The organism is Eisenbergiella sp. OF01-20, from assembly GCF_003478085.1.
Taxonomy (GTDB): Bacteria; Bacillota; Clostridia; order Lachnospirales; family Lachnospiraceae; genus Eisenbergiella.
Genome location: NZ_QUES01000031.1, coordinates 41,347 through 61,684 on the forward strand (window position 1 = coordinate 41,347; position 20,338 = coordinate 61,684).

The following is a 20,338-nucleotide window of genomic DNA, read 5'->3' on the forward strand; positions in this document are numbered from 1 at the left end:
AAGGCCAGCTTCGCCGGTGCGGGAGTACAGAGGGCAGCCAGCCCTTTGTGCCGGGGTGCAGGGGCGGCAGCGCACTGCTGGGGTCAAGGGGCAACGCCCATTGGCGGGGTGAGGGCAGCCAGCCTCATCGGGTCAAGGGTGAAACGCCTTGCCCAGGGAAAGTTGATGCCTGCGTCAACTTGTACTGGGTATTACCTGACGCAAAACTTCGCAGGTCTGGCGGCTTTGCCGCCCTCCCCAGCCCAGAACATCTTTGCAGGAAGGAGGAAAAATGTTTGAAATTAACAAGACACAATGGACGATCTGGGAAGCATGGCACTTACAATCCCCGGCACAATGACCGTCGGTTCGATGTAGAAAATAGCGAACACATTGACGCTGAGCGTGCCAGACAAAATGTGTACTGGGACTGTTACCGGGGCTTTACCACCCACGACTTTCGGGAAAACCCAGAGCAGCCGGATTTCAGCTTTGAGGAAATTGAACGGATGTATTACTACGAGCATTATGCCGACCATGTCAATGCTCAGAACGCCCGGAACGAGAAAACCCGGCACATTGAGCGCAATCGCACTGTGGATGATCTTTTGAAAAATAACAAGACCTGTCCAGAAGAAAGCATCTACCAGATCGGCACTATGGAAGAATCCGTTCCACCGGAGACTTTAGCGCTCATTGTCAGTGAATTTTATGAGGAATTTGAAAACCGTTTCGGTTCTCATATCCACATTTTAGACTGGGCGCTCCATCTGGATGAAGGGACTCCGCACATCCATGAGCGCCATGTATTTGACTGTGAAAATCGGTATGGAGAGCTGTGCCCCCAGCAGGAAAAGGCGTTGGAGGAACTGGGTATCCCTCTCCCTAAACCGGAACAGCCAAAAGGAAAGCACAATAACCGGAAACAGACTTTTGATGCAGTCTGTCGGACAATCTTATTTGACATTGCCAAACGGCATGGGCTGCATCTGGAACAGGAGCCGTCTTATGGTGGGCGTGACTATTTGGAAAAGCAGGATTATATCCTGATGAAGCAGAAGGAGCAGCTGGCGACACAGGAGCAAAAGCTGGAGGAACTGACGCTAAAAATTGAGGATGTAGAAACCTTACTGGAAGATGTTTCCGGTGCAGCCTATGACAAGGCGGTGGAGGTTGTGACCGACAAGGTTCGGGAACAAACCCAGCTTGAAGATATGGAAGTAATTGAGAAATATCGAAAGAGCGTGGTATCGCCCAATGCCAAAAATTCGCCAGAAGTTGTGAAGATAGCGAACACTCTGCTGAGTAGGGTGCGAGAAAAATTACAGCAGTCTGCTGAAAAAGTTCTCAAAAAGGTACAGGCGGTGCTGTTAAAACCGGAGGTCAAACAGGCTGGCAAAGAGCAGATCAAAAATAAAGCCAGAAAATCCATTAAGGAGAAGCTGGCACAAGGCAAACTGGACGCTGATCGGGAGAACCGGGAGCGCTGGGAGCGTGAAGGACGGATTGCTCCAACAAGAAAACAGGATATGGAATTGTGAGGCATCTGATTTTCTATGGAAACCGGATGCCTTTTGCATTGTTTGGAGGTGGAAGAAACGAATGTATTTGAAGCAGTAAAACAGTCTGTTACCACAAGGCAGGCTGCTTTGGTTTATGGAATTTCAGTAGGACGCAACGGGATGGCTTGTTGCCCGTTTCACGATGACAGGCATCCCAGCATGAAGGTGGACAGACGGTTCCATTGTTTTGCCTGTCAGGCAGATGGAGATGTGATTGATTTCACTTCCCGTCTTTTTGGACTAAGCAGTAAAGAAGCTGCCTTAAAGCTGGCAGAGGACTTCTCAATCAGCTTTGACCGCAAAGGCCACGATCCGCCACAAAAGAGAGTAATCAAAAGAAAAATCAGCGAGGAAATGCGATACCGGCAGGCAGAGCAGAAATGCTTTCGGGTGCTGTGCGACTACCTGCGTTTGCTGGAACGATGGAAAGAAGAATATGCGCCCAAACAACCGGAGGATGACTGGAATCCTTTGTTTGTGGAGGCTCTGCACAGGCAGCCATATATCGAATATCTGTTGGATCTTCTTCTGTCTGACAGCATAGAAGAACGAGCTTTTGTAGTTGCTGAGTATGGAAAAGAGGTGAGGAAAATTGAACAGCGAATATCAGAGTTTATCGCCAGCCACCCAGCAGGCTGTGATGAGCGCAGCCGAAGCCATAGCGCCGGAACAGAGCGTTGATGAGGTGCGGCAGAGCCTTTCTGTTACCGACAAGGGAAAAACAGCCAACACCATCGACAACTGCCGGATTGTGTTCTGCTGCGATCCACTCCTGCGGGATGCCATCCGGCTTAATCTCCTGACAGACCGGGTAGACATTGTACAGGACTTGGGCTGGCGCAGGAATACCAGCGCTCTGACGGATACGGATGTGAAATATCTTCTCCTCTATTTTGAGAGAAACTATGAGCTGACCAGTGAGAAAAAGATCACGGCTGCCCTTTCTATCGTAGCAAACGAAAATTGTTACCATCCAATTCAGGATGTGCTGAACAGCCTTGTCTGGGACGGTACACCACGCATACGCTCCTGTCTGCACCATTTTCTTGGTGCTGATGAAAGTGACTATGTGGAAGAAATGCTGAAACATTTCCTGCTGGGTGCTATACGCCGGGTATTCCGTCCCGGTTCCAAATATGAGGAAATGCTTTGTTTGGTGGGCGGTCAGGGTGCCGGGAAGTCCACCTTCTTCCGACTGCTGGCGATCCGGGACGAATGGTTCTCTGATGACCTGAAGAAGTTGGATGACGACCGGGTATTCCAAAAGCTACAAGGTCACTGGATCATTGAGATGTCAGAGATGCTTGCCACCAGCAGCGCAAAGAGCATTGAAGAAATCCGTTCCTTTATTAGCCGACAGAAGGAAACCTACCGGACACCTTATGAATCTCAGCCTAAAGACCGGCTTCGGCAGTGTGTGTTCGGTGGTTCCTCGAATACGCTGGACTTTCTGCCGCTGGATCGAGCCGGGAACCGGCGCTTTCTCCCAATCATGATTTACCCGGAGAATGCAGAGGTTCACATTTTGGAGGACGAGGGCGCTTCCAGAGCGTATCTGTTGCAGGTATGGGCAGAAGCTATGAGCATTTACCACAGCGGCAAATATTCCATGAAATTCAGCAAGTCCATCCAGCGTCAACTGGTGGAGGTGCAGAAAGACTTCATGCCGGAGGACACCGAAGCCGGACAGATACAGGGATTTCTGGAACACTACACCGGAAACATGGTCTGCTCAAAACAGCTGTTCAAGGAGGCGCTGGGACATACCTTTGATGAGCCGAAGCGGTGGCAGCTCCACAATATCAATGAGATCATGAACACGGTCGTGACCGGTTGGAAGCCTTTTTCCAATCCCCGGATGTTTGCCGGATATGGCAGACAAAAGGGCTGGGAACGGGACACTTCCGGCAACGAACTACCCAGCAACGAAGGTGGATTTGTAGAACTGAGTGAAGAAGAATGCCGTCAGCTGGAACTTCCGCAGGAGTGGATCGCCTGACAAGGACGGTCTGTTGCCGGGATGGTTGCCGGTTGGTTGCCGGGTTCGTTGCTGATAAATTTATGGTTTTGATATAGAAAAAGCCCGCAAGTAAAGGATTTTTATGATCTATCTATGTTTTCGGCAACGAAAGCAACGAGATTTTATAAGAAAATTTGAAAAGTTAAGAAATCAGGGTCAGACGATAGTTTACAGGTTTTTTGATGTCCGTTGCCGGACTTCGTTGCCGCAACCACCGTCTAATCCCCCTATTCTATGGAGGTAGCCTATGGAGAAAAACAAGAAGCAGAATAAAAAAGTCCAGTTTGTAGTGGTTCGTGAGTTTTCTGGGGACAAAACCATGCGAGAAGCCTTTGAGCAGCTGATCGAGCGTCAGACCTGCGAACACTTTGAGGAATGGCTGGAGCATCGGGAAATGGCACAGAAAGCGGCGTAAAGCAGTTGAATCATGGACAGGGACATGGTATTATAATGATATCGTGTCCCTGTTCATAGAAGGAGAACACTATGAGCAGGAAAAAACAAGTTAATCAGAAAATCACAGCCCTTTATTGCCGTATCTCTCTGGAGGATGGCGGCGATAATGAAAGCATGAGCATCAGCAACCAGAAACTTATGCTCCGGGACTTTGCCGAAAAAAATGGGATGTTCCAGTATGAGTATTATGTAGATGACGGTTATACAGGCCGCAACTTCAACCGCCCCTCTTTCCAGCGCATGATTGCCGATATTCAGGCGGGAAAGATAGGCTGCGTTATCACCAAAGACCTGTCCAGGCTGGGCAGGAATTATATCGAAGCTGGCAGCTATATCGAAATCTTTTTCCCAAAACACAATGTACGCTATATTGCCATTACAGACGGAGTGGACAGCCTGACCCGTCAGGAAATGGACATTACGCCGTTTAAGAATATCCTGAACGATATGTACAGCCGGGATATTTCCAAAAAGGTGCTGGCAGGGCGTATGACCCGTTCCCGGCAGGGGAAGTTTTGTGGTGGGCAGCCGCCCCTCGGTTTGATGCGTGACCCGGAGGATAAGGGACATTTGATCCGTGACCCTGAGACAGCACCGGTAATCCGAAAAATCTATGATATGGCGCTGGATGGCTGGGGATGCATGCGGATTGCAAAGCAGCTCATGGATGATAAAGTCCCGATCACCAGAGTAAAAAGCAACACAGAATGTGATGTAAATTACTATTCATGGGGAAGTGCAAGAATCAGCCATATTCTGCGGAATCCCTTTTATAAGGGCGCACATCTGGTCTGCCGGACACATCAGAAAGGGATTCGCTCCAACACCTATGACATTATCCCTCGTGAGGACTGGGAAATTATCGAGGATTGCCATGAAGCAATCATCTCCCCGGAAGAATGGGAGCAGGTACAGGAAATCATTGACCGCAGACCAACCATTATGAAGGGCAACTCCTGCCCCTTTTATAACCTGTTCCACGGTATCATTTATTGTGCGACTTGCGGAAAGTCCATGCAGGTGCGGTATGAAAAGGTTGGCAGAACCGGAAAGAATCGTTTTACCGGCGAACAGCGAGAACCGATTGATAAGGCGTATTATATCTGCCAGACCTACAACAGGCTGGGCAAGAACGCCTGTACCAGCCACAAGATCGAAGCCAGAGATTTGTACAACCTTGTGCTGAAAGATATTCAGGAACTGGCAAAGACTGCGCTCAAAGATGCCGATGCTTTTTATCAGCGGCTGAGCAGCCGGATGGAGCGCCGGTATCTTCTGGATGCCTCCCAGACACAGAAGGAATGTCAACGACTGGAAAGCAGGAATCGTGAAATTGATGAGATGTTCCTGAGCCTATATACCGATAAGGCAAAAGGAATCCTGACTGAGCAGCGTTTTATGAAGCTGACAGCAACACTGGAACAAGAGCAGGAAGCCAACCAGAAGCGCCTGCAAGACCTACTGTTGATGATGCGCCACTCTGACGAACAGGAAAATGAAGTCCGCACCTTCATCAAAGAAATCCGGCGCTATGCAGCCATTGAAGAACTGGATGAAGCGGTGCTGAACCGGCTCATCAGCAAAATTTTGGTGGGCGAAGTCAAGAAGATTGACGGACAGAAGGTGCAGGAAGTCAGAATCGTTTATAACTTTGTCGGAGAAATCCCGGAGATTACAGCATAATCATTTCGCCTCATCTCTCAATCAGCGAGGGATGAGGCTTTTCTTTTTGTAAAATTGCAATAGATATATTCATAATTTATTTACAATTAAATTCCTAGCCGTACAGCAGAAAAATGATGACGAAAGATGATGCAAATGCTATAATGTTTGCATATAGATATGACAATTTGACCATATCGGAATCTTTATTCAAACAGATGATTGGAGATATTGCTATTATGAAAAATCCATGGCCAATTTTCAGCATTGCGGCTCTCTCTGGAGCTGCGTGCTTGATTTATGATCACTTTTTTTCTTACGAGACTATGTGGATTGCTGTTGTAGTGTTTCTTGCGCTGCTGGCTCTATGCTTTTTCGCATATTGCAAATATGAACACTGGCTGGCAAAGAAATTGAACCCCTATGTGGTGTCATATCAAAGCGACCATAATCTTGAGAATTTAAAACAGGGATTGGATCGCTGGCGTCCCTGGGCATTCAGCAAACATTCCAAAAATATCATTACAGCGAACTGGTTCTCCGCTCTGCTGGACCAACAGCGCTGGACAGAAGCAGAAGAAACTTTGGAGCAGTTTTTGCATCGAGCAAAAAATACGCAGGATAAAATAGGGTATCACCTGCTTCGGGGAGATTACGCAAGGGCGATCGGAGATACCAAATTAGAGGAACAGGAACGACTTCTAAGCGAACAGCTAAAAACCCAGCTTGGAAACAAAAAGGGAGAATCAAGAGTACCCGCAAACGCCAAAGAGAGTAAATATGCTTTCTTTTGCTGGCTCTCTTTCAGCTTTGGTCTGGCACTGTTCGGAATCATCAGCAATATAGCCACCGGGGACTCTATACTCGGGTCAGTTGGAGCCGGACTTTTTATTTTGGGTTTGTTCTCATTCCCAGTCTGCTTGATCTGGCTGATTCTCTGGTTGATCCGGCGCAGAAAGGAGGTTGTTAAATGACTTATATCCTCCCGGTACTCTATGTAATTGTGTCTTATACATTCTTCCTTTTGGCAGGCTGTTTTGACAATGCGATCAAATTGCAGATATTATCCATCCTTCTGCCTTTTATCATGGGAATCGTCAATTTGATTGTTGTGCTGACCGTAGGAAGAAAGTGGTCAAGAAAGACATTGCTGAACTGCACTTTGATCATCAAGTATGGACTGATCCCGTTCTACCTGGTCGGAGGGAGCATCACCGTATATGTAACGCTGATGGCATTCTTCCCATTGCCGCTGATGGCGTTGTTTGGACTGGTAACCATTGTTTTTTTGATTTTTGGATACGGGATTCTATTAGGGGCAGCTCCCTATGCTATCGCTTATCTGATAAAGTCATGCAAAGACGGCATTCATCCGAAATGGTTGGCGGTTTTAGCTGGAATCTGCCAGTTCTTCTTTTCCTTTGATGTACTTGCAATGATGGTTCTGACATTAAAGGAGCGGCACAGGGTCAAAACGACGATTGCCGTTTTCTGTGCAATGTGTCTTGCGCTCCTGCTTATCGTACTCTATGTGGTCATGACGCTGATAGGGGCATAATCGACCTTTATATAGGATATGAGTTGTTCATACATAAAACAAATTTGATAGAATCGCAGAAAGGATTTACGCTTATGAAAAAACAATGGATTGCTTTACTGACAGGATGTGTGCTGGTATGCAGTATGCTGGCCGGATGCGGCTCAAAACCTCAGACATCAGCTCCGGCAGCTGCGGGCAGCGATAAAGGCTGTACGGATGAGGCCATTCTGTCTCAGCTGAAAAATGACGGGACACCTGAGTTCGTACTGGATGGCACTTACTACACACTTCCTTTGGAAACTTCCCAGCTGATACAAGCCGGCTGGAGTTTGGAAACGGAAGAATATGATGCAGCAGAGGTTTCTCTGCAACCCGGCGAGCGTATTTATGGGGAACTTTCCAAAGACGATCAGGAAATAGATGTTGCAATCGTAAATGCCGGGACAGAGCCATGCAAGCCTGCTGAGGGCGGAACGGTGGTAGAACTGGAATACTCTGCCGATAAGGATCAACCAAATCCTGATTTCTTTGTAACGCTCAATGGGATCAACTGTGCGATGTCCAACTCAGCTTTACAAAAGGCGCTGGAAGGTGTAGACGGATATGAACTGAATTCCGCAGGAAATATCGACATCAATCGTACTGTTGATGATGATGAAATTGCTGTTTATAAAGTCATTCTGGATGATGACTACACAGCAATCACGCTTGCTTCGGACAATGTTTTTGAATACAAGGATTATCAGCCGCAAGAGGTAAAAGAACAGGCATCTAATGAAAAGATTGCCGCTTACAAGGATACTACAAAAGCCGAGATGGAGCCGTATGCTCAGGATTTCAATGCGATCATCGAGGGATATGAAGAAAATATGGTCGTTGGATTTTACAGTGAAGGTACTATTTGGGGCGAAGAAGTCGGTGAACATAAATCTATTGCCGGAACGCCGCTCGCTTCGGATGTGTCTCTCTACATCGCAGAGGATACAACCGGCCAGCTCTACTGTATTGATAACCAGATTTTGAATGAAGATGGTATTGTAAGCACTGCCATTGAGCTTGAGGAAGGCGATCAGGTCAAGGTTTGGGGTTATGCTTCACAGTATCTGGAATTGCAGGAAGGTCTGAAAATCGTCGTGGTTCAGCCTGGTATCATTGAACGCAACGGCGAACTGGTGATCCTGGACAAAAATTTGAAAGTAGACTAATGCTTTTGAACGCCGGGTGCATATATCAAAGGATTGCATCCGGCGTTCTCAACTTAAAACAATAATTAGGAGGAATAATTATGCTTACAATGAATGAAAAAGATAAAAATGAAATGCTGGAAGCCATTTTGAACGAAAATGAATCCTATCAGTGCAAGTTATGGGCGGTCATCATGGCCGGGGCTGATACCTATGCACTGATCGGAGGACTTTCTACACTGACGGGGGGCGCTGCCGCTGCATTGGGCGCACTGAGCAATGCTTACTGCTATCTAGGAGTTACCGAGCAACACCTGAATATGGTCATCGTAAATTCCGTTAATGTCTCCAAAATTGAAAACCGGCTTTCTCTGCCCCTAAGCAGCATAACAAAGGCAGAAGTCAAGGGTGGACTGCTGCCCGGAAGAAAAGTCGTAATGCTGCATTTTGGAAAAGAGAAAATGAAAATTTCTTTGATGAACAATGCGATTGGCTCTGATATTCAGGGGCAGAAAGAAAATGTTGAGATGTTCTGCCAGATTGTTTCCAAACTCGGATAACCCGTATTATAAAGCGAGAGGAATCAGAGCATGAAAAAAATCTTAATTGTGTTATTAGCTATGGTGCTGCTCCTTGCTGGATGCGGTAAAAATGGGACTTCATCGCCACAATCTCCCTCTGATGAATCTGTGGCGGATCAGCAGGAACCTTCTTCTTCCGAAACCGAAATATCATCTGAATATAATGCGATTCCCGGAAGTTATACCGTCCCGGATGGATGGGAGGAATCTGAGAAGCATTCTACTGATTCGCAGATTTTCTATATAGAGGAAGGCCACGAAAATGATGAAAAGCCGGACAACATCTCCATCCATGTAGGAAAGAACAAATATAGTCTGGATGAGCATGAGCAGTTTCGGGATGCGATCGTCCAACAGATTTTGATGCAGCTGGATGGTATTGAAGCACAACTGAACGGGGATGGAACCTATACCGAGCAGGGGGAGCTGCTTTATATCTTTACTATCGACGAGGGCGATATTGTCACCACGCAATACTATATTGTAAAGGATTACGGGTTCTGCCTGATCCAGCTTACAAATTTCAGCGGATCAGAAACCACTGAACAGGCCGCCAGGGACATGGTAGATAGCTTTGTTTGGGATACAGAAGGATAAATTGATACAGGAACAGTGATTTTATAGGAAAACGACGAAGATGGAGAAACGAAAACTTTCAGGAAAAACAATTTTGAAGCTGGCAGGGGCACTTTGGGCTCTGGCTTATTTGGGATTCTATTTTTATGTAGGTATTACAGGAAAACTTCCTTATATGCACGAAACTGTACATATCATGCGATACGGAGATCGTAAAAAATGGGTGGCAGGTGGTATGACAGCAGCCATGATTCTTGGTATATGTATCAACTCTGCGCTTAATGACTTAAATCTCAAGAGGATACGCAAGGAGTCATTTCTACCCTTGTTTTTCACTATGATTTTTCCGATTATCCTCCTTCTGTTTCTGGAAGCTTTTCTGGATAATGGCTGGCTCGGGATTGGCATTTATGCCAGTGTTGTAATCTTCATGTGTGCGACTGCATGGATTCCACTGATCCTAAGAAAATGGATCACCCATCTACTTTTGCGTGACAAACCTATGAGTGGCAAACAGCAAGTGCGGATCATTGAGTGGATTCATTTTCATCCACTGAAAAAGTTGCTGGTTTTCGGGCTGTGGGGCTTTGGCGTTGTACTGGTTCTGCGTGGCATCTGGGTAACGGCAACCGGGAAAATCGAAATGGATGGAGAGCTTTTTCTGTTTTTACTTGGCACAGCAGTTCTGGTTGTAGCGCTGTTTCAGAAAATGAGGCGTTATATCTGCGCGCCTTACCGGAACATACCGGTACTGAATCAGATTCTCAGCAAAAAACAGTTGGAGCAGCTGTTGGATGGAGAACACTTTGAACCAATAGCGTTTGAAGATGAGGGCATGAAAAAGTATCTGGAAATATACCAAAGCCAGAACTGGATGCTGATTGGCGGTAAGCTACTCTCAAAAAAGCTGGCTTTATGGTTCACAATGAATCGGTTCAGAAACCATACTTCCTTGAAGGTACTTTACCTTAACGGCATGACTGCCAAAGCGACAGTCGATCTGGATATTCGAGGGGACCGGTACAAGGAGTCTACTGCTGTGCTGAAAGAATTGATTGGATACGAAGGCACACTTAAACTGTATGAAAAAGAAGAACAGCTGGCACAGAAATTTGCGTCCTTTTTCCCAGAGCAAACTTCCGAACAAGATCGTGTCGCTGCTTTTCTTTCTCAGGATGTGACGCTGATCCGGCAGGACTATATTCAGACCTTCTCTCCGCCGCCAGATCCCCGAAAGAAAAAAAGGAGTAGACGGGAACGGGAATAAAAGATTTTTTCATTTTTCAATGGAGAAAGGCTTACGAAAATAAAGAGGATATAACTTGGAGGTTACCTATGAACTATGATATGAATATGATTAAATACCGCAAAAGTGGTTTTTTCAGAATTGCAGCAGCTATTCTGATGATCTGTTTTACACTATTTGGGCTTACCGCTTGCGCCGGTACTACTGATAGCAAAGATAATAACGATGATAATGCACTGATACAAGGAACATGGGAAATAGATACCGGCTCTGGTGCTGGTTATAAATTCGTTGACGATAAGTTTATGTGGTTAAAAACCATCGAGAATGTTAACGATAACTACTGGTACGGAGATGTTGAGTATTATAACGGTGCTGAAGCAATGGATATAGCAGGATTAACAGAGGAGGAACTTAAGAGCAGCCTGCCAGGTCTTAAACCCGAAAACATTTTTGTAACAAAAATAGATCCTGAAAAAATCATTACCGATGGTGAGGACAAAACTGCTACCAATATGAACGACCAAACCTTATGGACTCGCTTATGGCTTATTGAAGAAAATGAGGACAGTGTTGCTGCGGTAGTGTTTGATTTAGAAACTTTTAGTATGGAGAGCTACACTAAAGTTAAGTAAAACCAGAAATTTGAAGTTGTGTAATTGAAATGTCACAGATGTATTGGGAGAAAGAGTTATGGTTATAAAGAACTGGGAAGGAGAAATATTATGGCTGTTGATAACGCAAGTCAGATTGATGCAATCGCAAACGATAAAGAAAATGCTTGTTTGGTACTCCTTATTACCGACCATTTGAATTGGGACAATGAGTTTGAACACTTGAAGATTTTACAAGATAAAATCAATGCGTATGTGGCTTTTATCGAAAGCGAACAGTACGATGAAATATACCCCAATGCTGATTTTAAGATGGCTATGATAGAAATCCATTTCAAGTATGATATAACAGATAACTGCCAGAAATTTTTGCAAGTAGTTCAAGATCAATTAGGACGGATAGGGATAAAAATCAAGGCACAGATTAGCTAACAGTTTCCAGTTTGTAGAACTTAGTAAAACAAAATTCAGTTTGCATAGCAGGCAGCCCAACCACAATTAAATCTTCACAGCTTTACTAAGCAGGAGATCCGAAAAGGTCTCCTGCTTTTTTGCACCCTAAATTAAATGTATCACAGCTAAAACTATCGAAAACAAAATAGGCAGATACCATGAAAGAAGTTTTTCTTTGGATAGTGCTTGTCTTTTTTGAATTCATCACTTGACATTGTGGCAAAGAGCTGATGAGCCAGGATGAGCTTGCTGTTATGGATGGCGGCAAGTGTATCCTCCAGCTGCGCGGTGTGCGTCCTTTCCTTTCGGATAAGTACGACATCACCAAGCACCCCAATTTCAAGTACACTGCCGACGCGGATGACAAGAACGCTTTTGATATTGAAGCATTCTTGTCCGCAAGGCTGAAACTCAAGCCCAATGAGGTCTGCGATGTATATGAAGTAGACACAAAGGGCGCTTAATTTCGTTCCGCTTTAGAAGGGAGTGATCTTATCTATTCGCCGCATCTGCCCTCTATGGGCCATTGGCGTACAAAGCGGACAATCGCGAGAAAAAATAATGAAAAAGGAGGACAGCCGGAATCATGCCCCCGGAAACCGGGCGGCAGATTGTTCCGGCTTTTGTATGCCTATGAAACATGACAAACCTATTTTTTAATCAGATTCCGGCTAACAAACTATATGGCATTTTTTGAACAGGCAATCACCGTTCTTCAGACCCTCGTTATCGCGCTCGGTGCCGGTCTCGGTATCTGGGGCGTTATCAACCTGCTGGAAGGTTACGGCAACGACAACCCCGGCGCCAATGCTCATGTACGGTAAGGAAGCAAGCAACCGAAAACAAGAGATAGACCGCCAGCACTACACTATTCCGAACCAAAGACCAAAAGATAAGCATTGTGGGAAAATCTAAACTTTTGGATTTTCCTACAATGCCAACTACGGCGGAATCCCTCCCACTCCTTATATCTTTCTGTATACATTGAATTTGTATTTAGTAAAATGCAGACAACACCACGGATCGGCTTTTGGTTGGACAATTCCAACCAAACACCACAGCAGACAGCAGAAAACATTCTGAACGCTAGGAAGCCGGTATGATTGTTACATATAAGGGGAAGAAAAATTTCTTTTAGGTACTTGCTTTCCTAAAACTGATGTGATACAATGATTTAATCCAGAAAAGGAGTAAAAAATATGCGGCAAGGTATTCTTAAATAAAACTATAATCAAATAGTGGGAACAAAGGATTATGATAGCTCCTTTTGTAGGGGCTTAGTTTTTTGTACCCAATTTAAGAATACTTTTGCCTTATCAATTTTGACATATCCCCAAAAACAGCAATCACAAACAGGTGTATGCTGTATATGTGTATGTCCGCAACTTATAATCCCCAGTGGTAAAAGTATTTTACTGCTGGGGATTTTTATGCCCTTTGGGGCTGTAAAGGGAGGACAATCACATGAAAATAATCAATATTGGAATTCTTGCCCATGTAGACGCTGGAAAGACGACCTTGACGGAGAGCCTGCTATATGCCAGCGGAGCCATTTCAGAACCGGGGAGCGTCGAAAAAGGGACAACGAGGACGGACACCATGTTTTTGGAGCGGCAGCGTGGGATTACCATTCAAGCGGCAGTCACTTCCTTCCAGTGGCACAGATGTAAAGTTAACATTGTGGATACGCCCGGCCACATGGATTTTTTGGCGGAGGTGTACCGCTCTTTGGCTGTTTTAGATGGGGCCATCTTGGTGATCTCCGCTAAAGATGGCGTGCAGGCCCAGACCCGTATTCTGTTCCATGCCCTGCGGAAAATGAACATTCCCACCGTTATCTTTATCAACAAGATCGACCAGGCTGGCGTTGATTTGCAGAGCGTGGTTCAGTCTGTTCGGGATAAGCTCTCCGCCGATATTATCATCAAGCAGACGGTGTCGCTGTCCCCGGAAATAGTCCTGGAGGAAAATACCGACATAGAAGCATGGGATGCGGTCATCGAAAATAACGATGAATTATTGGAAAAGTATATCGCAGGAGAACCAATCAGCCGGGAAAAACTTGCGCGGGAGGAACAGCAGCGGGTTCAAGACGCCTCCCTGTTCCCAGTCTATCATGGCAGCGCCAAAAATGGCCTTGGCATTCAACCGTTGATGGATGCGGTGACAGGGCTGTTCCAACCGATTGGGGAACAGGGGGGCGCCGCCCTATGCGGCAGCGTTTTCAAGGTTGAGTACACCGATTGCGGCCAGCGGCGTGTCTATCTACGGTTATACAGCGGAACGCTGCGCCTGCGGGATACGGTGGCCCTGGCCGGGAGAGAAAAGCTGAAAATCACAGAGATGCGTATTCCATCCAAAGGGGAAATTGTTCGGACAGACACCGCTTATCAGGGTGAAATTGTTATCCTTCCCAGCGACAGCGTGAGGTTAAACGATGTATTAGGGGACCAAACCCGGCTCCCTCGTAAAAGGTGGCGCGAGGACCCCCTCCCCATGCTGCGGACGACGATTGCGCCGAAAACGGCAGCGCAAAGAGAACGGCTGCTGGACGCTCTTACGCAACTTGCGGATACTGACCCGCTTTTGCGTTGCGAAGTGGATTCCATCACCCATGAGATCATTCTTTCTTTTTTGGGCCGGGTGCAGTTGGAGGTTGTTTCCGCTTTGCTGTCGGAAAAATACAAGCTTGAAACAGTGGTAAAGGAACCCTCCGTCATTTATATGGAGCGGCCGCTCAAAGCAGCCAGCCACACCATCCATATCGAGGTGCCGCCCAACCCGTTTTGGGCATCCATAGGACTGTCTGTTACACCACTCTCGCTTGGCTCCGGTGTACAATACGAGAGCCGGGTTTCGCTGGGATACTTGAACCAGAGTTTTCAAAACGCTGTCAGGGATGGTATCCGTTACGGGCTGGAGCAGGGCTTGTTCGGCTGGAACGTAACGGACTGTAAGATTTGCTTTGAATACGGGCTTTATTACAGTCCGGTCAGCACGCCGGCGGACTTCCGCTCATTGGCCCCGATTGTATTGGAACAGGCATTGAAGGAATCGGGGACGCAGCTGCTGGAACCTTATCTCTCCTTCATCCTCTATGCGCCCCAGGAATACCTTTCCAGGGCTTATCATGATGCACCGAAATACTGTGCCACCATCGAAACGGCCCAGGTAAAAAAGGATGAAGTTGTCTTTACTGGCGAGATTCCCGCCCGCTGTATACAGGCATACCGTACTGATCTGGCCTTTTACACCAACGGGCGGAGCGTATGCCTTACAGAGCTGAAAGGATATCAGGCCGCTGTCGGTCAGCCGGTCATCCAGCCCCGCCGTCCAAACAGCCGCCTGGACAAGGTGCGCCATATGTTTCAGAAGGTAATGTAAAGATACATAATCGTCAAGACGGCAACAATCAGAAGTTATGGAGGGTAACAATGGAATATAGTAAGGAAGATTTAATGGAAGCAAAAAAGCAAATTTGGGGAGTGGGAGAGAACATGGGAACAGAGGAAAGTAAAAAAATCTGGGAGGAGAACGCACAATTTTGGGATAATGCAATGGGTGACGAATCTAATGAATTTCACAGAGAGGTAGTGCGTCCCAAAGTAACGGAACTTCTATCTCCTAATCCTGCGGATTACATTTTGGATATTGCGTGTGGCAATGGAAATTATTCTTCGTATCTTGCACAAAGAGGCGCTTCGGTTGTCGCTTTTGATTACAGCAAAAAAATGATAGAATTGGCTAAAAGACGGCAATCACAATATGCAAAACAAATTGAATTTTGTGTGGCGGATGCGACCGATAGAAAAAGTATATTAGAATTAAAAAGAAATCGAGCCTTTACGAAAGCAGTTTCTAATATGGCAATTATGGATATTACGGATATTGAACCACTTCTTATGGCTGTTTATGAACTGTTGCAGGAAAGCGGAATTTTTGTCTTTGCAACGCAACACCCTTGTTTTGTCACGTTGACTGAAAAATATATGACACCGCACAGTTACTATGATATAGCGATTGAAGGGCAACCGAAAGAGCAGATTTATTATCATCGTTCCATACAAGATATTTTTAACCTTTGTTTTAGAGCTGGATTTGTCATTGATGGATTTTATGAAGAATGTTTTAAAACCAACAAAGAAATTCCTATGGTAATGATAGTAAGGCTTAAGAAGGTAAAACGTGATAGCTTAAAATAAATTCAAGTTTGTCGGGTAAATAGCAAACCCAGCCGAGCCAGTCAACGGTCAAGATGAACGGCGCATATGTGAAGTGCTCCCCAAAAGTTGGACAAAAGTTATGCGGCAAAGCCATTTTGAATTCTGTATTGGACAGGACTTAACCCATTCAATTTTTCTTTGATTCGGTTATGGTTATAGTATTCAAGATAAGCGATCAGTTCCTGGCAGAACTCGTCTAATGATTGGAACGTCCGCAGGTATAGCAGTTCCGATTTTAACAGTCCGAAGAAGTTTTCCATAACCGCATTGTCCAGACAGTTTCCCTTTCTGGACATACTTTGCCGAATGCCTTTTTCTAACAGTCTTTTTTGATACCTGACGTTCTGATATTGCCAGCCCTGATCCGAATGAAGGATCAGCCCGCTGCTGTCCGGGAGCCGGGAGAATGCTTTATCCAGCATCTCATCCACCTGGCGGTAATTAGCCCGTTCACTGATGGCATAGCTGATGATCTCACCATTGTACAGGTCAAGCACAGGAGAGAGATAAAGTTTGCTTCCAAACAGGGAAAACTCAGTCACATCAGTTACCCATTTCTGATTCGGTCTTTCCGCATGGAAATCTCTAGCCAGTAGATTTGGTGCAATCTTGCCGACTTCTCCACGGTAAGAACGATACTTTTTCATTCGTACCATACATTTTAGGCCTGACTCCTTCATCAGCTTTTGTACCGTCTTGTGGTTCAGACAAAAGCCTCTGTTGCGTAATTCCATACCAATCCGCCGATACCCGTACCGGCCTTGATTCTCCTGATAAATTGCTATGATTTCCGCCCTTTCTTTTGCGTATTTATCCACAGCATTGGCTTTCCGGGAATGATAGTAGTATGTACTTCGGGGAATGCCGGCCAGTTTAAGTAATGCTGCCAGAGGATAATCACGCCTTAATTCTGTAACAGCAGCCACAACATCGCTTATTCGGGTTTTTCCCGCTTCTGAATTAAGGCGTTTAATTTTTTTAGGTAATCATTCTCCATTCTCAACCGGTAAATTTCTTCTGACAGCCGCTTGTTTTCCTGTTGCAGCTCCGACTGTTCCTGCTTCTTTTGTCGTTTTTCGCTACCTTTTGTCGCCTGCTTTTTCATAAGTCCCCGTGCACCTTCCTTTTGGAATTTCTTCTCCCACCGGCACACTGTTACAACATCAAGGCAAAAGTGCATAGCTGTCTGTGTACAGGATAAGTGATGTTCCTGCTTGTATTGTAACACTTTTAGGCGAAACTCGCCATCAAAGCCTTTTTGTCGGCCAACCAGATTTCTGCTTAGAAGTCCTTTTGCACCATGCAGCTTATACAAGTTTACCCATTTTTCAATCGGCGTACAGGATACGCAAAATTTCTCGGATGCCTCTTTGCGTGTATGCCCTTCCAGTACATACTGAACAACTGCTAATTTTAATTCCTCACTGAACAATTCTTTTCCCATAGATTTCTGCACCCCTTTCGTTGACTTTCTTGTCCAACTTTTGGGGTGCAGTTCATATGCGCAGCCGTTGACAGCCCCGCCCGCCTTTGCTGGTAGGCAATCAAGGGGCGACAGCAAGAAGTGCCACCGCCCCGCACTATTATTCAGAAAGGGGAATTTCCATGACCGACCAGATAGCCTATCAAGAATATATCCAGCGCAGGTACAACGCCTTTTGCAAGACTGTTATCCGCTGTGCCGCCTTGGACAAGATTTTGAAGCTTAAACGGCAATGGGAACGGCAAGTTTCCCTTGACTATCTGATGAACGAGAAGTTTGTCCAGTTTGCCGCGTCGGAGCCGGACGAGGAATACCCATTTACCGTCTGCGGTCAGACCGTCCTGCTCTGCAACGCCGCCCTTGCCGACGCGATCTCTGTTTTGCCGGAGCAGACGCGGGAAGAAATCCTGCGCTATTACTTTCTGCGCCAGCCGCAGCGCGTGATCGGCGCGTGTATTGGCCGGTCACGCAGCACAGCGGGGCGGCATATCCAGCTTGCCTTGCAGCGGCTACGCGAAGAAATGGGGGTGAGCCGGTATGAGTAGACTTCTCCCCTATGAAACAATCCTCAAAGCCCGTGAGGGCGACCCAGAAGCCGTGAACGCTGTCCTGCTCCACTACGCCGGATATATCCGCTATTTCTCAAAAGTGAACGGGCAGGTCAACGCCGAGGTGGAGGACTATGTAAAGCAGCGGTTAATTGACTGTCAATTCAAGTTCCGGCTTGACGAACCACCGGACAAGTCATAAAAACTGAATACCAGCCGCCACCGACGCGGCCAGCGAAAGCAGTAAGTCTTGAAAAAGATTTACTGCTTTTTTTGTTGTCCGGCTCCGCTCCCGGCCATTTTGCCCCCTGCCGGTTGTAGTAGTAAGCGAGGAGGGAATTTTTCTGCCCTGGTGTTTGGCATTTGGAGCATTTACCCGTAGTAGAGGGCAAAGAGAAAGGATTTCTCCAACACCGGGTAGAAACCACTGCGTCCGGTGTCATTTTAGCGAAAGCGGGCAGGAATGCCCTTTACAGGATTAGTAGTAGCAGAAAAAGAGAAACAAACTTTTGTGGTTGCAGTTTTCCAAAAAAGTGGCGGACGGAAGTGAGAGAAAGTTTGCAGTCACGGAGAGCAAGTTTCTACCACGGTGCCAAAATCCGCAATTCTGCGGTTTTGCCCCTCGCGGGAAACTTGTTGGGGAGTGCCTTCCCCAAACCCTGCTATGCGGCTTGCGCCGCTTATCCCCGCCGCGCTCATGCGGCAAGAAAGGAGGTCACGACCATGCGAAAGAAATACAACACACCCCACCGCAGCCGCGTTGTGAAAACCCGGCTGTCCGAAGATGAATACGCCGACTTCACAGCGCGGCTTGCGCCCTATGGTATCAGCCAGTCGGAATTTCTCCGGCAGGCGATACGGCGCACGACCATACGCCCCGTTATCCATGTGTCAGCGGTCAATGATGAACTGCTTTCCGCTGTTGGAAAGCTGGCCGCCGAGTACGGCAGGATCGGCGGCAATCTCAATCAGATTGCCCGGTATCTGAACGAGTACGGCGCACCTTACAATGCGCTGTCCGGCGAGGTGCGCGCTGCCATAGCCGACCTTGCCGCCCTCAAGTATGAAGTCCTCAAGAAAGTAGGTGACGCGGTTGGCAACACTCAAGCATATCAACTCTAAAAATGCCGACTACGGAGCCGCCGAGCAATACCTGCTTTTTGAGCATGACGAGTTTACCATGAAGCCCGTCCTTGATGAAACCGGCAGGCTTATCCCCCGCGAGGACTACCGGCTGTCCACACTGAACTGCGACGGGGAGGATTTTGCCGTTGCGTGTATGCGGGCAAATCTCCGATACGGAAAGAACCAGCAGCGGGAAGATGTAAAAAGCCACCACTATATCATCAGCTTTGACCCACGGGACGGCCCGGACAATGGCTTGACCGTAGACCGGGCGCAGGCATTGGGGGAGCAATTCTGTAAAGAGCATTTCCCCGGCCACCAAGCCCTTGTATGCACCCACCCGGACGGGCATAACCACAGCGGCAACATTCATGTGCATATCGTTATCAATTCGCTGCGGATAGAGGAAGTGCCGTTCCTGCCCTATATGGACAGGCCAGCCGATACAAAGGCCGGTTGCAAGCACCGCTGTACCGACGCAGCCTTGCGCTACTTCAAGTCCGAAGTCATGGAGATGTGCCACCGGGAGGGGCTTTACCAAATCGACCTCTTGAACGGCAGTAAGAACCGCGTGACCGACCGGGAGTATTGGGCGCAGAAAAAAGGACAGGCCAAGCTGGACAGGCAGAACGCCCCCATGATTGCAGGCGGTATCACGCCCCGGCAGACCAAGTTTGAAACGAACAAAGAGAAGCTGCGGCAGACCATACGGAAAGCCCTTGCCACCGCCGCCAGCTTTGACGAATTTTCCTCTCTGCTGCTGCGGGAGGGCGTGAGCGTTAAGGAGAGCCGTGGGCGGCTTTCCTACCTCACGCCGGACAGGACGAAGCCCATTACCGCCCGGAAGCTGGGCGACGACTTTGACCGCGCCGCTGTCTTTGCCGTTTTGGAGCAGAACGCCGCCAGAGCCACAGAAAAGGCCGCAGCCATACCCGAATACCCCCGGCATGGGAAAACCGGCATACAGCCTACAAAAGCCCCACAAACCGCCCCGAAACTCGTCGGCGCAAGCTCCATATCCTTCGCTTCCCCGCAAGCGGGAAAGCTCACTCATTCCGCTGCTTCTCCTCTCCCCCCCCCACAACA

Annotated in this window: 21 protein-coding genes and 1 pseudogene; 21 read left to right on the plus strand and 1 reads right to left on the minus strand. The window is 47.2% G+C overall.

Translation table 11 applies throughout. From position 1 onward, the window contains the following. The first annotated feature begins 275 nt into the window (after window positions 1-275). From DXA36_RS25065 to DXA36_RS25145, 17 genes and pseudogenes are all read left to right on the plus strand, one after another. Window positions 276-1,520 (plus strand): hypothetical protein, encoded by a 1,245-nt coding sequence (locus tag DXA36_RS25065; protein WP_025489029.1) that lies wholly within the window; start codon window positions 276-278, stop codon window positions 1,518-1,520. A gap of 15 nt (window positions 1,521-1,535) precedes the next feature. Beyond that, window positions 1,536-2,222: a CHC2 zinc finger domain-containing protein gene (locus tag DXA36_RS25070; protein WP_004612786.1), complete on the plus strand. Its 687-nt coding sequence runs from the start codon at window positions 1,536-1,538 to the stop codon at window positions 2,220-2,222. Then, window positions 2,182-3,540 carry a virulence-associated E family protein gene (locus tag DXA36_RS25075; protein ID WP_118633822.1) on the plus strand — a complete coding sequence of 453 codons (1,359 nt, stop codon included), beginning with the start codon at window positions 2,182-2,184 and terminating at the stop codon, window positions 3,538-3,540. The genes DXA36_RS25070 and DXA36_RS25075 overlap by 41 nt, the downstream gene beginning before the upstream one ends. A 268-nt stretch (window positions 3,541-3,808) precedes the next feature. Then, entirely contained in the window at window positions 3,809-3,976 is a 168-nt protein-coding gene (locus DXA36_RS33130) for a hypothetical protein (protein ID WP_002594253.1), read from the plus strand. Between the two features lie 71 nt (window positions 3,977-4,047). Next, window positions 4,048-5,700 (plus strand): recombinase family protein, encoded by a 1,653-nt coding sequence (locus DXA36_RS25080; protein WP_002594252.1) that lies wholly within the window; start codon window positions 4,048-4,050, stop codon window positions 5,698-5,700. Between the two features lie 113 nt (window positions 5,701-5,813). Next, the gene (locus DXA36_RS25085) at window positions 5,814-6,653 is read left to right on the plus strand and encodes a ribonuclease III (RefSeq protein ID WP_118682149.1); all 840 of its coding nucleotides are present in this window, start codon (window positions 5,814-5,816) and stop codon (window positions 6,651-6,653) included. Continuing rightward, window positions 6,650-7,237, plus strand: coding sequence for a hypothetical protein (locus DXA36_RS25090; RefSeq protein WP_002592080.1), 588 nt, complete (start codon window positions 6,650-6,652; stop codon window positions 7,235-7,237). Before DXA36_RS25085 ends, DXA36_RS25090 begins: the two co-directional genes overlap by 4 nt. A gap of 74 nt (window positions 7,238-7,311) precedes the next feature. Continuing rightward, entirely contained in the window at window positions 7,312-8,424 is a 1,113-nt protein-coding gene (locus DXA36_RS25095) for a hypothetical protein (protein ID WP_118682150.1), read from the plus strand. A gap of 80 nt (window positions 8,425-8,504) precedes the next feature. After that, complete coding sequence (locus tag DXA36_RS25100) at window positions 8,505-8,963, plus strand: hypothetical protein (protein WP_117553161.1); 459 nt, start codon at window positions 8,505-8,507, stop codon at window positions 8,961-8,963. A gap of 30 nt (window positions 8,964-8,993) precedes the next feature. Then, entirely contained in the window at window positions 8,994-9,581 is a 588-nt protein-coding gene (locus tag DXA36_RS25105; protein WP_054356919.1) for a hypothetical protein, read from the plus strand. A 40-nt stretch (window positions 9,582-9,621) separates the two neighbouring features. Beyond that, window positions 9,622-10,827: a hypothetical protein gene (locus tag DXA36_RS25110; protein ID WP_118682151.1), complete on the plus strand. Its 1,206-nt coding sequence runs from the start codon at window positions 9,622-9,624 to the stop codon at window positions 10,825-10,827. A gap of 68 nt (window positions 10,828-10,895) precedes the next feature. Further along, window positions 10,896-11,441, plus strand: coding sequence for a hypothetical protein (locus DXA36_RS25115; RefSeq protein WP_118247834.1), 546 nt, complete (start codon window positions 10,896-10,898; stop codon window positions 11,439-11,441). Window positions 11,442-11,531: 90 nt separating this feature from the next. After that, window positions 11,532-11,852 carry a DUF6572 domain-containing protein gene (locus tag DXA36_RS25120; RefSeq protein ID WP_025489039.1) on the plus strand — a complete coding sequence of 107 codons (321 nt, stop codon included), beginning with the start codon at window positions 11,532-11,534 and terminating at the stop codon, window positions 11,850-11,852. Window positions 11,853-12,091: 239 nt separating this feature from the next. Continuing rightward, window positions 12,092-12,337, plus strand: a pseudogene (locus DXA36_RS25125) (VirD4-like conjugal transfer protein, CD1115 family); the annotation flags it as partial. Between the two features lie 219 nt (window positions 12,338-12,556). Continuing rightward, window positions 12,557-12,697 (plus strand): Maff2 family mobile element protein, encoded by a 141-nt coding sequence (locus DXA36_RS25130; protein WP_007037419.1) that lies wholly within the window; start codon window positions 12,557-12,559, stop codon window positions 12,695-12,697. A gap of 640 nt (window positions 12,698-13,337) precedes the next feature. Continuing rightward, on the plus strand, window positions 13,338-15,257 hold the full coding sequence (tet(W), locus tag DXA36_RS25140; protein WP_002586627.1) for a tetracycline resistance ribosomal protection protein Tet(W): 1,920 nt from the start codon (window positions 13,338-13,340) through the stop codon (window positions 15,255-15,257). Window positions 15,258-15,307: 50 nt separating this feature from the next. Next, entirely contained in the window at window positions 15,308-16,075 is a 768-nt protein-coding gene (locus DXA36_RS25145; protein ID WP_002586626.1) for a class I SAM-dependent methyltransferase, read from the plus strand. Between the two features lie 98 nt (window positions 16,076-16,173). Here the strand turns inward: DXA36_RS25145 and DXA36_RS25150 are convergent. Then, a protein-coding gene (locus tag DXA36_RS25150) for an IS3 family transposase (protein WP_118682152.1) occupies window positions 16,174-17,540 on the minus strand; the annotation gives its coding sequence in 2 pieces (ribosomal slippage) (window positions 16,174-17,039 and window positions 17,039-17,540; 1,368 coding nt in all). A gap of 161 nt (window positions 17,541-17,701) precedes the next feature. Between DXA36_RS25150 and DXA36_RS25155 the strand changes: the two genes are divergently transcribed. From DXA36_RS25155 to DXA36_RS33650, 4 genes are all read left to right on the plus strand, one after another. Continuing rightward, window positions 17,702-18,124, plus strand: a complete 423-nt coding sequence (locus tag DXA36_RS25155) for a sigma-70 family RNA polymerase sigma factor (protein WP_002586616.1) — start codon at window positions 17,702-17,704, stop codon at window positions 18,122-18,124. Then, on the plus strand, window positions 18,117-18,329 hold the full coding sequence (locus DXA36_RS25160) for a helix-turn-helix domain-containing protein (RefSeq protein WP_002586615.1): 213 nt from the start codon (window positions 18,117-18,119) through the stop codon (window positions 18,327-18,329). The genes DXA36_RS25155 and DXA36_RS25160 overlap by 8 nt, the downstream gene beginning before the upstream one ends. A gap of 521 nt (window positions 18,330-18,850) precedes the next feature. Then, window positions 18,851-19,249, plus strand: coding sequence for a plasmid mobilization protein (locus tag DXA36_RS25170; protein WP_009259638.1), 399 nt, complete (start codon window positions 18,851-18,853; stop codon window positions 19,247-19,249). Next, the coding region (locus DXA36_RS33650) for a relaxase/mobilization nuclease domain-containing protein (RefSeq protein ID WP_243114739.1) at window positions 19,221-20,338 on the plus strand (1,118 nt) is incomplete at its 3' end. The genes DXA36_RS25170 and DXA36_RS33650, both read left to right, overlap by 29 nt.